Source organism: Brevirhabdus pacifica (assembly GCF_002797755.1).
GTDB classification, from domain to species: Bacteria; Pseudomonadota; Alphaproteobacteria; order Rhodobacterales; family Rhodobacteraceae; genus Brevirhabdus; species Brevirhabdus pacifica.
Map to the genome: position 1 here is coordinate 606,068 of NZ_PGFI01000011.1, position 14,665 is coordinate 620,732.

Here is a 14,665-nt window from a genome sequence, read left to right on the forward strand (position 1 = left end):
GCCAATTACCGGCAAGGTTGCTCCGACCGCAGGGGCAGGCTATTGTGGGCGACCGATATGCAACTTGCGACAGGATATGCAGCATGGACCTGAGGACACGCATCACCGATGCCTTGAAATCGGCGATGAAAAACCGCGAGACGGACCGCCTGTCGACCTTGCGCCTGATCAACGCGGCGATCAAGGACCGTGACATCGCCCTGCGCGGCGAGGGCCGCCCCGAGGGCGTCGACGAGGCCGAGGTGCTGGCAATCCTGGGCAAGATGGTCAAGCAGCGCCAGGAAAGCGCCCGCTCCTATGAGGAGGCCGGCCGCGTCGACCTGGCCGAGCGCGAGCGCGCCGAGATCGAGATCATCGGCGAATTCCTTCCCCGACAACTGAGCGACAGCGAGATCGACGCCGCCATCGCCGCCGCCATTTCCGAGACCGGCGCCGACTCGATCCGCGACATGGGCAAGGTGATGGGCGAGTTGAAGTCGCGCTACACCGGCCAGATGGATTTCGGCGCCGTCGGCCCCCGGGTCCGCGACCGCCTGGGCTAAGACCCTCGCGCCCCGGCGCCGCCCTCTTTTCACCGATCATGAACACCTACGCCGGGGCCCGCGCCTTGGGCGAGTGCGCCCTTGCGTGACCGCCCGCGCAAGATTCACGTCACCCGGGCACGCGCCCCCCGCCTTCATTGTCGCCGAAATATCCCCGCCGGAGGCTCCTTCACGCCCAACAGGGCCAGGCATCCCGGCAAGGCGCGCGGCCGCCACCAGGCCCGGCCAACCCTCCGCCTGCCTCAGCGGCGCGCGTTGATGTCCAGCCCCGCCAGGATCCGGGCCAGTTCCCCGTGCAGGTCCAGCCGCTCCTCGGGACTGAGAAAGGCGCCCAGCTCGACGCAGCGTCCGCCGCCGTTGAGGGTGATGTAATTCTCCACCGGCCCGCCCTCGGCATGCAGCTCGAGGCGGGTCCAGTAGGGGTTGGCCTCCCATTCCTGCGGGGCGCCGCGGGGGTTTTCGCGGTGCAGGCGGATGCGGTCGGGCCACAGGGTCAGCACCTCGGTCAGCCGCCCGTCGTCCCAGCTGCGGTGGATCGCGAACCAGACACCCGCCACGGCGATCCACAGGAAGGGCAGCAGCACCCACAGGGCCGCACTGCCCAGCAGCGCCATGAGCGGCAGGGTCAGCAGCAGACAGGTGATGACGATGAAGGTGGCAAAGCCGCGGCGCGACAGGGACCGGTGCGGCCGCAGCCGCACCTGGTAGAGCGGGGCGTCGGGACCGCCGTCCCCCGCCGACCGCGAAAGGGCCCCGGTTTTACCCGGGGCCCCTGTTCTGTCGATGTCCCGTTCGACGGGCATGGTGGTGTTCCTCGCAGAGGGCAGCCTAGTGGTGGGGCTGCTTGTCCCACTGGTCCTGCGTCGGCAGGATCTCGAACGTGTGCTCGGGCGGCGGGTTGGGCAGGGTCCACTCGAGGGTCTGCTCGTCGCCCCAGTAGGCCGGGGTGGTGACCTTGCGCCCGAACTTCAGCGAGTAGGCGATCATGCCGATGAAGAACAGGAACGAGGCGAAGGAGATGAACGCGCCGATCGACGAGACGTAGTTCCAGGTGGCGAAGGCCTCCGGGTAGTCGATGTAGCGGCGCGGCATGCCCTGGCGGCCCAGGAAGTGCTGCGGGAAGAAGGTGATGTTGGCACCGATGAAGAAGGTCCAGAAGTGCAGCTTGCCGGCCCACTCGGGGTAGGCGCGCCCGGTCATCTTGGTGAACCAGTAGTAGATCCCCGCGAAGATGCCGAAGACGGCGCCCAGGCTCATCACGTAGTGGAAGTGCGCAACGACGTAGTAGGTGTCGTGGTAGACACGGTCGACGCCGGCCTGGCTGAGCACGATGCCGGTGACGCCACCGACAGTGAACAGGAACAGGAAGCCGAAGGCCCAGAGCATCGGGGTCTCGAAGGTGACCGAGCCGCCCCACATGGTTGCGATCCAGCTGAAGATCTTCACGCCCGTGGGCACCGCGATGACCATGGTGGCCAGCATGAAGTAGGACTGCTGGGTCAGGGACATGCCGACGGTGTACATGTGGTGCGCCCAGACGACGAAGCCCAGACCACCGATCGCCACCATCGCGTAGACCATCGGCAGGTAGCCGAAGATGGGCTTGCGCGAGAAGGTCGAGATCACGTGGCTGATGATGCCGAAGGCGGGCACGATCACGATGTACACTTCCGGGTGGCCGAAGAACCACAGGATGTGCTGGTAGAGGATCGGGTCACCGCCGCCCGAGGGGTCGAAGAAGGTGGTGCCGAAGTTACGGTCGGTCAGCAGCATGGTGATGGCGCCGGCCAGGACCGGCAGGGCCAGGAGGATCAGCCATGCGGTCACGAAGATCGACCAGGCGAAGAGCGGCACCTTGTGCAGGGTCATCCCCGGCGCGCGCATGTTCAGGAAGGTCGTGATGATGTTGATCGCGCCCAGGATCGACGAGGCGCCCGAGACGTGCACCGCGAAGATGGCCAGGTCCATCGACATGCCGCCCTCGGTGGTCGACAGCGGCGGGTAGAGCACCCAGCCCACGCCCGAACCCAGCTGGTCGTTACCGCCCGGCGCCATGACCGATGCGACGGCCAGCGAGGTGCCTGCGACGTAGAGCCAGAAGCTGAGGTTGTTCAACCGCGGGAAGGCCATGTCCGGCGCACCGATGTGCAGCGGCATGAAGTAGTTGCCGAAGCCACCGAAGAGGGCCGGGATCACGACGAAGAACATCATCAGGATGCCGTGGCCGGTGATCAGCACGTTCCAGAGATGTCCGTTGGGGGTGCATTCCTCGGCGGATGCAAGCAGGCGCGCACCTTCAAGGCACATGTACTGCACGCCCGGCTCCATGAGCTCGAGGCGCATGTAGACGGTGAACGTGACCGAGATGAAACCGGCAAGCCCGCCTACCACGAGGTAGAGGACGCCGATGTCCTTGTGATTGGTTGACATGAACCAGCGGGTGAAGAACCCCCGGTTGTCCTCATGTTCATGACCGTGAATGGCGGAATCAGCCATGCGGTGCCTCCTGGTTTGGTGGGATCCCCGGACCCCCGGACATACATGCTGTATAAGGGGGGGCCGGAGGTTTTGGCCGTTTTAGTGCGACACTCCGCCTACGGCAATGATCAAGACGGTCGCAGGTGAAAAAATGACGCAGTGATCGCCCGGGCCGTGCGGCGCGCCCCCGGGGCCTGTGCCCGTGCCCCCGGGCGGGAGCCTCCGGCGGGGATATTTTGGCGACAACGAAGGCAGGGCGGCGATCCCTGCGGATCAGCGCGGGGCGGGGTCGGGGGGCGGGGCGGTGCCGCTGGCGGCGGCCGGGGCCGGGGCGGCGCGCGGTCCCATCGTTCTGTCGAAGTTGGCGCGCAGGGCGAGGTCCAGGTCCTCCATCGTCACCGGCAGGCCGAGATCGACGAGACTGGTCACGCCCCGGTCGGCGATGCCGCAGGGGACGATGCCGGAAAAATGCTCGAGATCCGGTTCGACGTTGATGGAGATGCCGTGGAAGCTGATCCAGCGGCGCAGGCGGATGCCGATGGCGGCGATCTTTTCCTCGGCCGGGCTGCCGTCGGGCGCGGCGGGACGCTCGGGGCGGTTGACCCAGACACCGACGCGGCCGGGATGCAGGTGGCCCGTGACGCCGAAGCGGGCCAGGGTCTCGATCACCCAGGCCTCGAGCTGGCGGACGAAGCGGCGCACGTCGCGGCCCCGGGATCCGACATCGAGCATCACGTAGACGACCCGCTGCCCAGGCCCGTGGTAGGTGTATTGTCCGCCGCGCCGAGCCTCGAACACCGGGAAGCGGTCGGGGTCGACCAGGTCGGCGGGCCGGGCGCTGGAGCCTGCGGTGTAGAGCGGCGGGTGCTCAAGCAGCCAGATCGCCTCGTCCGCGGTGCCTTGTGCGATTCGGTCGACGCGGTCTTCCATCACGCGCAGGGCCTCTTCGTAATCCACGGGCCGGGGGCTGGTGATCCATTCGACCATGGGCGGGCCTTTCGGGTGCGGGGCGGGGGCAAGGCGTGGGTTATGGCCCCCGTGATACGGTATCGCGGGGGCGCAGCCAAGTCGGGCAGGGGAAGGGAAAGGCCGGGAAGTATGCGCCAGATCGGGGTGCGGCGAGGGGCGGGAGGGAAATCCGTCCGAGGGCGAAAAAACCGCTTCACAACCGTTCGGCCTGCCGTTAGAACCCCGCCACCAAGTCAGGACAGTGCGGTCGTGGCGGAATTGGTAGACGCGCAGCGTTGAGGTCGCTGTGGGGTAACACCCGTGGAAGTTCGAGTCTTCTCGACCGCACCAGATCTTTTCCCCTTCAGCAGGCACAATTTGATCTCCCGTCGCCGGGAGTGCGGTGCCTGTTGCCGTTTCGGGCCAATGGGGGACATCCCCGTCGGCGCGGAGATCGCGGAAATGGCGGCGCAACCTTGGGTTGATAGGGCTTGACGCAGGTTTTCGCGGCCCCGCTTAACGCGCGATCACGTTGGAAAATGTCCCTGGCCCGATCGCGGCGCGATGTCATTAAAAATCAAAAGAATTCCATCCGTGCCTAAACGTTCAATATTTCGGCACGTGTTATCTGGCGAAATGAGGATTCGGCGCTAGATGCAGGTTTCTGGTTGTAAAAAAGCGGCCGCCTTGTTCTAGTTGTTGATCAAGGGATGTAAAAAGTTTGCCAAACAACAGGAGCCGAGGTTGACCTCAGCCGACAGAAGCGACGCGTTTGTAGAGTTCGATCACGTTCAGAAAAGCTACGACGGCGAGACCCTCGTCGTGAAGGACCTGAACCTGTCGATCCCCAAGGGTGAATTCCTCACCATGCTCGGCCCCTCGGGGTCCGGCAAGACCACCTGCCTGATGATGCTGGCCGGCTTCGAGACCGCCACCCATGGCGAGATCCGCCTGGACGGTCAGCCGATCAACAACATCCCGCCGCACAAGCGTGGGATCGGCATGGTGTTCCAGAACTATGCACTTTTCCCGCACATGAGCGTGGCCGAGAACCTGGCCTTCCCGCTTGAGGTGCGCAAGATGGGCAAGTCCGAGCGCGAGGCCAAGGTGCGGCGCGCCCTCGACATGGTGCAGATGGGCGAGTTCGGCAATCGCCGCCCGGCTCAGCTTTCGGGCGGTCAGCAGCAGCGGATCGCCCTGGCGCGCGCCCTGGTGTTCGAGCCCGAGCTGGTCCTGATGGACGAGCCGCTGGGCGCCCTCGACAAGCAGCTGCGCGAGCATATGCAGTTCGAGATCAAGCACATCTCGGACAATCTCGGGATTACCGTGGTCTACGTGACCCACGACCAGACCGAGGCGCTGACCATGTCCGACCGGGTCGCCGTGTTCGACGACGGCCGCATCCAGCAGCTGGCGCCGCCCGACGAGCTTTACGAAAGCCCGCAGAATAGCTTCGTGGCCCAGTTCATCGGCGAGAACAACACGCTGGAGGGCACGGTCCAGGAGATCAACAATGGCGTGGCCCTCGTGCGCCTCGATGGCGGCGAGCTGGTCGACGCGGTTCCTGTCAACGTTAGTGAACCGGGCGAGCGCACCCGCGTCTCGATCCGGCCCGAACGGGTGGAGTTCCTGCCCGACCGGCTGTCGCCCGATGCCCATACCCTCGACGCCGAGGTGCTGGAATTCATCTACATGGGCGACATCTTCCGCACCCGCCTACGGGTTGCCGGCCGCGACGACTTCATCATGAAGAGCCGCAACGCACCCGACCAGGTGCGCCTGAAGCCCGGCGAGCGGATCAAGATCGGCTGGGAGCCTTCGGACTGCCGGGCCCTGGACGCCTGACGCCAGAGCGGCGGCCGCGGACCCCTGTCCGCCAGGCCGCGGCACCAGTTTCGCGCAGCGCGCGAGAGTAAGGGGCTCTGGGAGAGAATCCCGTGTCCGGAGCCCTTGTAAATCACGGGTAAGATTGGGAGTTAGAGATGAAACTGACAACTGCTCTGCTGGCCTCGGGGGCGCTTGCCGTTTCCACGGCCGCAGCCTTTGCCGAAGCCCACATGAAGATGGCCAACGAGATGACCATCGTCTCCTGGGGTGGCGCTTATCAGAAAAGCCAGCTGAAGGCCTATGTGGAGCCTTACCTGGAAGCCAACCCCGACGTGAAGGTCATCTGGGACGAGAGCTCGGCCGAGGCCGTCGCGAAGCTGCGTGCCATGAACGAGGCCGGCAACGTGACCTGGGACGTGGTCGACGTGGTGGCATCGGACGGCATCCGCCTGTGCGACGAGGGCCTCGCGGCCGAGATCGACCCCGAGGTGGACCTGGCCAAGGGCGATGACGGCTCCTCGGCAGAGGATGACTTCGGCGACCTGCTGGTCTCCGAGTGCTTCATTCCCCAGATCGTCTACTCGACCACCTTCGGCTATCGCACCGACAAGGTCGGCGACACGCCGCCCGCCGACATCTGCGCGATCTTCGATACCGAGACCTATCCCGGCAAACGCGCGCTTGAAAAGCGCCCGATCAACAACATGGAATGGGCCCTGCTCTGCGACGGCGTCGCCAAGGACGAGGTCTATGACGTGCTGGCGACCGAGGAAGGCCAGGAAAAGGCCCTCGCCAAGCTCGGCACCATCAAGGATGACGTGATCTGGTGGTCGGCAGGCGCCGACACGCCCCAGCTGCTCGCCGATGGCGAGATCGTCATGGGCTCGACCTACAACGGTCGTCTCTTCTCGGTCATCGAGGAGCAGAAGCAGCCCGTCGGCATGCTGTGGGACGCGCAGGTGTTCGACCTTGACGGTTGGATCGTTCCGACCGGCCTGACCGACGAGCGCAAGGCCCGTGCGATGCACTTCATCAAGTTCGCCACCGACACCCAGCGTCTTGCGGACCAGGCCAAGTACATCTCCTACGGTCCGGCCCGTGCCTCCTCGGCACCGCTGGTTGGTCAGCACGCCGACCTGGGCATCGACATGGCGCCGCACATGCCGACCGACCCGGCCAACGCCAAGAACACGTTCCTCTACAACTACGAGTTCTGGGCTGACTATCGCGACGACATCGACGCGAAGTTCCAGGCCTGGCTGGCCCAGTAATCGATCGCTTCCCGCCCCGGTTCGCCGGGGCGGGCACGATCCCAGGCCATCCCGGTCCGCCGGGGCGGCCGCCACCGTTCCGACGGGGCACGCGGCCGAAGGCCCGCCCCCCGGCAGGCGGAACGTCACCGCAGGGCAGGCGCAGGGCGATGCGACGCCACCCGGAAACCGGCGCCATCCGCAAGCGGATCGGCCAGGGGACCCGCCAGCGCGACCCGATGCGAACCGACACGAACCCCGCCAGCCGTGACCGATCGGTCCGGACATATTGAAAACGACACTGCCGACGAGGGCTTCCATGAGCGACGCGACCGACGCCACCACCGCCAGCCAAGCACCGACGCCCGATGACGGCCTGCGTATCGCCGACGCCGAGGCCCGCGCCGACGCCGGTCCGGTGCTGGCCGCCGACGGCACCCCGCTGAAACGCAGCCTCAGCCGCGCCCTGCGCATGCAGAAGATGCGCGCCCTGATGCTGATTGCGCCCCTGCTGATTTTTGTTCTCGTGACCTTCATCGCGCCGATCGCGGACATGCTGTTCCGCTCGGTCGAGAACCAGATCGTCTCCGAGACCCTGCCCGAGACCGTGATGGCCCTCGAGGACTGGGACGAGCACGATGCCGAGATTCCGGGTCCCGATACCTTTACCGCCCTCTACATCGACCTCTATCTCGCCTCCGAGCGCAAGCTGCATACCCGCCTCGGCACCCGCCTCAACTACGAACAGACGGGAATCTCCTCGCTTTTCCGCAAGACGGGCCGGCGGGTGAAGCGCTTTGCCACCGACGATTACACCAAGCAGTTCGTGGCCCTCGACCCCGAGTGGGAGAACCCCGCCGTCTGGGTCGCCATGTTCGAGCAGGACGACCTGCGCAAGGCGCTGCCCCTGACCGCCCGCACCTGGGATCGCTGGAGCGACTTCCTGATCGAGGAGGAGGGGGACGACCCGGCCAAGGAAAAGCCCGAGGACATCCTGTTCACCGCGCTTTACCACGACCTGACCACCGGCGATCAGTCGGCCTTCACCGAGGGGCGCCTGGCCCGGGCCGACGCCGCGGTCGAAGCGTTCGAGCGGGTCGACCTCAAGGCCGAGTTCCTCGATGCCGACAAGGATTGGGCCAGCCTGCCGGTCTGGCAGACCCTCAAGATCTATTCGCCGGAATATACCGACGGCTATTTCCTCAACGCGGTGGACATGCAAAAGGGCCTCGACGGCCCCGAGATGCGCCCCGAAAGCCAACAGATCTACTTCACCCTGCTCAAGCGCACGCTCTTCATGAGCCTGATGATCACCGGCAGTTGCATCCTGCTGGGCTACCCGGTGGCCTGGCTGCTGGCCAACCTGCCGGCGCGTACCGCCAACCTGCTGATGATCCTGGTGCTTCTGCCCTTCTGGACCTCGCTTCTGGTGCGGACCTCGGCCTGGAAGGTGATGTTGCAACAGCAGGGGGTGATCAACGACGTGCTGGTTTGGCTGGGCGTGGTCGACAATGCCGACCGCCTGATCATGATCAACAACCAGTTCGGCACGATCGTGGCGATGACCCACATCCTGCTGCCCTTCATGATCCTGCCGCTCTACTCGGTGATGCAGACCATCCCGCCCACATACCTGCGGGCCGCGAAATCCCTGGGCGCCACCAACTGGACGGCCTTCTGGCGGGTCTATTTCCCCCAGTCGGTGCCCGGCATCGGCGCAGGCTCGATCCTGGTCTTCATCCTGGCCATCGGCTACTACATCACGCCCGAGATCGTCGGCGGCACCACCGGCACGTTCATCTCGAACCGGATCGCCTACCACATCTCGTCCTCGCTGAACTGGGGTCTGGCGGCGGCGCTTGGCTCGATCCTGCTGGCGGCGGTGCTGCTGCTCTACTGGGCCTACGACCGCATCGTCGGCATCGACAACGTCAAGCTGGGGGGCTGAGACCATGGCCAAGCAAAGACCGATCACCCGCCCGCTGGGCTTCGTCGTTCCCATCGTGGCCCTTGCCGGGGCCGTGGCCGGGCTCTTCGTGGGCACCGCCAACGACGCCAGCCTGACCGGCGTGCTCATCGGGGCTGCTGGGACAGCGATCCTGGCGGCGCTCTTCCTGACCCTGTTCCCGAAACAGCGGCCCGCCTTCTGGCTTTCGACCGCGCTTTTCGCGCTGCTGGGGCTGTTGCTGGCCTCGATCCCGGGCGCCGTTATCGGCGCGCTCTTCGGCGCCTTCTTCGGCTGGTTCACCTTCTGGCTGGGCACCGGGCGCTACCGCGACCGGCTGCCGCCCTACACCAGTGCGGGCCAGGTGCTGTGGCACTATACCTTCCGGGTGATCTGCGGCGCGATTTTCATCTTCCTCATCACCCCGATCATCGTGGTGATGCCGCTGTCGTTCAACGCCGAGGATTTCTTCACCTTCACCCCCGAGATGCTGCGCTTCGACCCCGAGGGGTACTCGCTCAAGCATTACCGCGACTTCCTGACCAACTCCGACTGGCAGAACGCCCTGTGGAACTCGGTCACGATCGCGCCGGTGGCGACATTGCTGTCGGTGGGCTTCGGCACCCTGGCCGCGATCGGCCTCAGCCAGCCCCACGTGCCCTTCCGCCGGGCGATCATGGCGATCCTGATCTCGCCGATGATCGTGCCACTGATCATCTCGGCCGCGGGGATGTATTTCTTCTACAGCCGGATCGGCCTTCAGGGCACCTACCTGGGCGTCGTCCTGGCCCATGCCGCCCTGGGCATTCCCTTCGTCATCATCACAGTGACGGCGACGCTGGTGGGCTTCGACCGTTCGCTCACGCGGGCCGCGGCCAACATGGGCGCCAACCCGATCACCACCTTCTTCCGGGTGCAGATGCCGCTGATCCTGCCCGGTGTGATCTCGGGTGGCCTTTTTGCCTTCATCACCTCCTTCGACGAGGTGGTGGTGGTGCTCTTCGTCGGCTCGGCCGGCCAGAAGACACTGCCGTGGCAGATGTTCATCGGCCTGCGCGAACAGATCAGCCCGACGATCCTCGCCGTCGCCACGATCCTGGTCGGCATCTCGATCCTGCTTCTTGCCACGGTCGAGATGCTCCGCCGCCGCTCCGAGCGCCTGCGCGGCCTCAGCCCGGCCTGACAAAAAGGGGGCGCGCCGCCACGGCCCGCCCCCTGTTTCATTGTCGCCAAAATATCCCCGCCGGAGGCACCGGCCGCCCCGCGGCCGGCCCGCCTGACCCCTAGGGCTCACGCCCCCTCAGGGCAGCAGCGCCAGCCAGACCGGCGTTGTCAGCACCGTCAGCGCCGTCGTCATCAGCACCGATGTCGCCGCCACCCGCTTGGCTACCCCGTACATGTTGGCAAAGACATAGGCATTGATCCCCGGCGCGACCGAGGCCGTCACCACCGCCGAGCGCAGGCTGTCTGTCCCCAGCTCCAGCGTGTTGCCCAGCGTGTAGGTCACCAGCGGATGCAGGAACAGCGACAGCAGGCTCACGAAGGCCATGATCCGCAGGTCCCCCTCGGGCCGATAGCGGAACAGCACGCAGCCGAGACCGAAAAGCGCTGTCGGAAGGGCGGCGCGCACCAGCAGGTCGATCGCCTCGACCAGCACCCCGGGCAGGGCAAGGCCGGTCAGGTTCACGGCCAGGCCCAGCAGGATGCCGATGATCATCGCGTTGTGGAAGATGGCGGACACCACCCGCCGCAGGGTCGCCGCCACCCCGCCGCCGCGCCCGCGCACCACCTCCATCGTGGTGATCCCCAGCAGGTAGCAGAAGGGCGCGTGCACGGCGATGATGGCATAATTGGCGGCCAGGGCGGCGGTGCCATAGGCGCGCTCGGTGATCGGCAGGCCCAGCAGCAGCGAGTTCGAGAAGAGGCAGCAGAAGCCGATCGCGACGCTGTCCTCCCAGGGCCTGCCGAACAGCAGCCGGGAGCCGAGGATGCCGATGATGAACGCCACCGTCGCCCCGGCATAGAAGGACAGCATCAGCGGCCCGTCCAGCAACAGCCCCATGTCCAGGGTCGAGATTCCGCGGAACAGCAGCGCTGGCACCGCGAAGACCTGCACGAAGCGCATCAGACCGTCGACCTGCTCCTCGGCGAAAAGTCCGCGCCAGACGGCGGCATACCCGAAACCCAGCAGCAGGAAGACCGGCAGGATGACTTCCAGCGCCGCGCCCACGGCTAAAGCTCGTATTCGACGGTCATGCCGTCATGGGCGGGGGTGATGTGGCCGGGCGTCTCGGCCTCCAGTGTATCGTGGTCGAGGTCGATATGCAGGTTGGTCAGGATGGCGCGACGGGGCGCCGCCCGCTCGATCCACTCGAGCGAGCGGGCCAGGTGCGCGTGCGAAGGGTGCGGCGTGCGGCGCAGCGCGTCGAGGATGAAACAGTCCAGCCCCTCCAGCCGCGGCCAGGTCTCGGCCGGGATCTCCGAGACATCGGGCAGGTAGGCCAGATCCCCGACCCGGAAGCCCAAGGCGTCGATCGTGCCGTGGTGGACCCGCAGGGGCAGCATCGCGATCTCGCCGCCCGCGCCCTCTATCCTCAGCCCGTCGTTGATCGTGTGCAGGTCCAGGATCGGCGGGTAGGGAGAGCCCTCGGGCTGGGCGAAGGCATAGCCGAAGCGGTTCAGCAGGTCGTTCTGCGTCGCCCCGTCGGCCCAGACCCCCAGCCGCTTGGCTGTGTTGAAGACGATCATGCGCAGGTCGTCGATACCGTGGACATGGTCGGCATGGGCATGGGTGTAGACCACCCCGTCCAGCGTGCCGACATCGGCATCCAGAAGCTGGTCGCGCATGTCGGGCGAGGTATCCACCAGGACGCGGGTGACGCCCCCGGGACCTTCCTGTTCGATCAGCAGAGAGCAGCGGCGGCGGCGGTTGCGGGGATTGTCGGGATCGCACGCGCCCCAGATGCCGCCCAGCCGCGGCACCCCGCCGCTGGAGCCGCAGCCCAGGATGGTGAAGCGCCTGCGCCTCATCCCCGGCCGGATGCCGTGGCGGGGGCGTCCTGCGCCGCGCCGGGCGTGGCCGCCCGGGTGAAAAGCCGGTCGAAATTGGCGGTGGTCTGGCGCGCGAATTCCTCGAACTCCATCCCCATCGCCTCGGCGCCCACGCGGGCGGTGTGGGCGACATAGGCCGGCTCGTTGCGCTTGCCGCGATGGGGCGGCGGCGCAAGGTAGGGGCTGTCGGTCTCGACCAGGATCCGGTCGCGGGGGGCCATGGCGAAGATCTCGCGCAGCTCGCCGCTTTTGGGGAAGGCGGCGATGCCGGACATCGACAGGTAGAAGCCTAGGTCCAGCGCGGCCTCGGCCAGGGCGCGGCCGCTCGAGAAACAGTGCATGACGCAGGAATAGGCGCCGGCGGCGTGTTCCTCGGCCAGGATCCGGGCCATGTCCTCGTCGGCGGCGCGGGCGTGGATGATCAGCGGCAGGCCGGTGCGGCGCGCGGCCTCGATATGGATGCGCAGGCTCTGCTGCTGGATGTCCTTGCTTTTGGCCGTGTAGTGATAATCAAGGCCCGTCTCGCCGATGCCCACGAACTTAGGATGTTCGGCCAGCGCGACCAGCTCGTCGACCGTGGCTAGAGGTTCCTCGGCGGCGCTCATGGGATGGGTTCCGGCGGCGTAGAAGACAGGCGCATGGGCTTCTGCCATGGCGCGGACCTGCGGCTCCAGCCGCAGCCGCGTGCAGATCGTCACCATGCGGGTGACGCCGGCCTCGGCGGCGCGGGCGATCAGGTCCGCCTGTTCACCCTCGAAATCGGGAAAGTCCAGGTGGCAGTGGCTGTCGACGAGAAATGCGGTGGTCATGGGGCTCCGGCGCCTGCGGGGGCGACCAGATCGGCGGCCCTTCGGTCAATCCTGAAGACCATATCAAGGATGAGCGCGGCAGGGTCAAGGTTGACCGCCCTTGCGTGGCTGGCGCGCGCCGACAGCTCCTGCGACAGCTCTGCCCAGCCCCGCGCCGCCCGGGCCGAGGGGCAAAGGCGCATCAGTAGGGCGGCTTCGCCGGGGACCGCCTCGGGCGGGGGGGCGCCGGTGGCCCCGCTACGCGCCAGGCGCGTCAGGAACAGGTCGATCAGCCGGATCAGCAGGGCCAGGTGATCCTCGGCCCCGCGGGCGGCGGCGCGTTCTGCCAGTTTCAGCGCGCGGCCCCGGTCCAGCCGTGGCAGCCCCCCCATCAGCGCCACCAACTCGCCATAGGTCTTCAGCCCGTCGAGGCTGATCAGCCCGATCGCGTCGCCGACCGAACCGCCCGCAAGCTGTGCGAGGCCTCGGGCCACCTCTTCGTCCGACGCGCCCTTGGGGCCGCTGGGCACGATCCCGGCCTGGTCCATGGCCTGGGCCAGCACCGGCGGCGCCAGCGGCGCACACCGCAGCACGCGGCAGCGGCTGCGGATGGTCGGCAACAGGCCCGAGGGCTGATGGCTGACCAGCAGAAGGGTCGCGTTGGCGGGCGGCTCTTCCAGCAGCTTCAGCAATGCGTTGGCGGCCGAGGTGTTCAGCTCGTCGGCGCTGTCGACGATGACCACGCGCCGTCCCCCGTCGGTCGAGGACAGGGCGAAGAACTCCTTCAGCCGCCGAACCTCGTCGACGACGATCTCGTTGCGCAGCCGCCCCGTCTTGTCGTTGATCCCGCGCTTGAGGTGGAAAAGCCCCGGCTCGCTCCGGGCGGCGATGCGGCGGGCGACGGGGTGGTCGGGGCCGATGTCCAAGTCCTTGGGGGCAGGGGCCGGATCGGTGTCGCCAAAGAGGCCCCCCTCGGCGGCGGCGGGCGGGTTGGCCAGCAGGAACCGCGCCATTCGCCAGGCCAGGGTCGCCTTGCCGACGCCGCGGGGCCCGGTGATCAGCCAGCCGTGATGCAGCCGCCCGGTCGAAAATGCCTCGAGAAAGGCGGCCTCGGCGGCCTCCTGGCCGAAAAGCGCCACGGTCTCGCGGGGGTGGGGCGCCTCGGGCAGGCGGTCGGATTCGGGGATGTCGTTCATGGGCCGGTCCTCGCCTCGAGCGTCTCGCGCACCCGCCCGGCGACGGTCTGGGGGTCGGCCATGCCGTCGATCACCGCGCAGCGGTCGGGGTTGGCGGCGGCCAGGTCCAGGAACCCCCGGCGCAACCGGTGCTGGAATCCGGCGCCCATGTCCTCGAACCGGTCCTCGCCGCTGTCGCGGGCCAGGCCCCGGGCAAGGGCCTGTTCGGGGTTCATGTCGATCACCAGCGTCAGGTCAGGCTCCAGGCCGATCATGCTGGCGTGCAGCGCGTCCACCATGTCGCGCAGGTCGGCACGCGCCGTGCCCTGGTAGACCCGGGTGGAATCGACGAACCGGTCGCAGATCACGGTTTCCCCGGCCTCCAGCGCGGGGCGGATCAGCTTTTCGACATGATCGCGGCGGGCGGCGGTGAAAAGCAGGATCTCGGTCTCGGGGGACCAGCGGTCGGGGGCGCCCTCGACCAGCAGGCGTCGGATTTCCTCGGCCCCGGCCGAGCCGCCGGGCTCCCGCGTCAGGGTGACGGGGGAGCCGCCTTCGCGCAGCGCTTCGGCCAGAAGCCGCGCCTGGGTGGACTTGCCGCTGCCGTCGATCCCCTCGAAGCTGATGAAGCGGCCAGGCCGGCTCGGCTTTGTCACGCGCT

At 67.1% G+C, this 14,665-nt stretch carries 13 protein-coding genes and 1 tRNA gene; 6 read left to right on the forward strand and 8 right to left on the reverse strand.

Annotated elements, in window-relative coordinates; translation table 11 throughout:
* Positions 1-83: 83 nt before the first annotated feature.
* Complete coding sequence (locus CLV77_RS03065) at positions 84-542, forward strand: GatB/YqeY domain-containing protein (protein WP_076979308.1); 459 nt, start codon at positions 84-86, stop codon at positions 540-542.
* A 242-nt stretch (positions 543-784) separates the two neighbouring features.
* On the opposite strand, the gene CLV77_RS03070 is transcribed toward CLV77_RS03065, so the two are convergent.
* From CLV77_RS03070 to lipB, 3 genes are all read right to left on the reverse strand, one after another.
* Positions 785-1,345, reverse strand: coding sequence for a DUF2244 domain-containing protein (locus CLV77_RS03070; RefSeq protein WP_076979307.1), 561 nt, complete (start codon positions 1,343-1,345; stop codon positions 785-787).
* Positions 1,346-1,370: 25 nt separating this feature from the next.
* The gene (locus tag CLV77_RS03075; protein ID WP_076979306.1) at positions 1,371-3,038 is read right to left on the reverse strand and encodes a cytochrome c oxidase subunit I; all 1,668 of its coding nucleotides are present in this window, start codon (positions 3,036-3,038) and stop codon (positions 1,371-1,373) included.
* A 255-nt stretch (positions 3,039-3,293) separates the two neighbouring features.
* The gene (gene lipB, locus CLV77_RS03080) at positions 3,294-4,007 is read right to left on the reverse strand and encodes a lipoyl(octanoyl) transferase LipB (protein WP_076979305.1); all 714 of its coding nucleotides are present in this window, start codon (positions 4,005-4,007) and stop codon (positions 3,294-3,296) included.
* Positions 4,008-4,232: 225 nt separating this feature from the next.
* On the opposite strand from lipB, the gene CLV77_RS03085 reads away from it, so the two are divergent.
* The 5 genes from CLV77_RS03085 (at position 4,233) to CLV77_RS03105 (ending at position 10,173) form a co-directional block, all read left to right on the forward strand.
* Positions 4,233-4,319, forward strand: a tRNA-Leu gene (locus CLV77_RS03085).
* A 393-nt stretch (positions 4,320-4,712) separates the two neighbouring features.
* Entirely contained in the window at positions 4,713-5,813 is a 1,101-nt protein-coding gene (locus tag CLV77_RS03090; RefSeq protein WP_076979304.1) for an ABC transporter ATP-binding protein, read from the forward strand.
* A 137-nt stretch (positions 5,814-5,950) separates the two neighbouring features.
* Positions 5,951-7,066 (forward strand): extracellular solute-binding protein, encoded by a 1,116-nt coding sequence (locus tag CLV77_RS03095; protein WP_076979303.1) that lies wholly within the window; start codon positions 5,951-5,953, stop codon positions 7,064-7,066.
* A 298-nt stretch (positions 7,067-7,364) separates the two neighbouring features.
* Positions 7,365-8,993 carry an ABC transporter permease gene (locus CLV77_RS03100; protein ID WP_083707707.1) on the forward strand — a complete coding sequence of 543 codons (1,629 nt, stop codon included), beginning with the start codon at positions 7,365-7,367 and terminating at the stop codon, positions 8,991-8,993.
* Positions 8,994-8,997: 4 nt separating this feature from the next.
* Positions 8,998-10,173, forward strand: coding sequence for an ABC transporter permease (locus CLV77_RS03105; RefSeq protein WP_076979302.1), 1,176 nt, complete (start codon positions 8,998-9,000; stop codon positions 10,171-10,173).
* Positions 10,174-10,290: 117 nt separating this feature from the next.
* Here the strand turns inward: CLV77_RS03105 and CLV77_RS03110 are convergent, their stop codons facing one another.
* The 5 genes from CLV77_RS03110 to tmk are packed head-to-tail and all read right to left on the reverse strand — an operon-like array spanning position 10,291 to position 14,660.
* Positions 10,291-11,220, reverse strand: a complete 930-nt coding sequence (locus CLV77_RS03110) for an AEC family transporter (RefSeq protein ID WP_076979301.1) — start codon at positions 11,218-11,220, stop codon at positions 10,291-10,293.
* 2 nt (positions 11,221-11,222) lie between these two features.
* Complete coding sequence (locus CLV77_RS03115) at positions 11,223-12,020, reverse strand: MBL fold metallo-hydrolase (protein ID WP_076979300.1); 798 nt, start codon at positions 12,018-12,020, stop codon at positions 11,223-11,225.
* Positions 12,017-12,850: a TatD family hydrolase gene (locus CLV77_RS03120; protein ID WP_076979299.1), complete on the reverse strand. Its 834-nt coding sequence runs from the start codon at positions 12,848-12,850 to the stop codon at positions 12,017-12,019. The genes CLV77_RS03115 and CLV77_RS03120 overlap by 4 nt, the downstream gene beginning before the upstream one ends.
* A complete protein-coding gene (locus CLV77_RS03125) occupies positions 12,847-14,025 on the reverse strand; it encodes a DNA polymerase III subunit delta' (RefSeq protein WP_076979298.1) in 1,179 nt (392 codons plus the stop codon). The genes CLV77_RS03120 and CLV77_RS03125 overlap by 4 nt, the downstream gene beginning before the upstream one ends.
* On the reverse strand, positions 14,022-14,660 hold the full coding sequence (gene tmk / locus CLV77_RS03130; RefSeq protein WP_076979297.1) for a dTMP kinase: 639 nt from the start codon (positions 14,658-14,660) through the stop codon (positions 14,022-14,024). The genes CLV77_RS03125 and tmk overlap by 4 nt, the downstream gene beginning before the upstream one ends.
* Positions 14,661-14,665 lie beyond the last annotated feature (5 nt).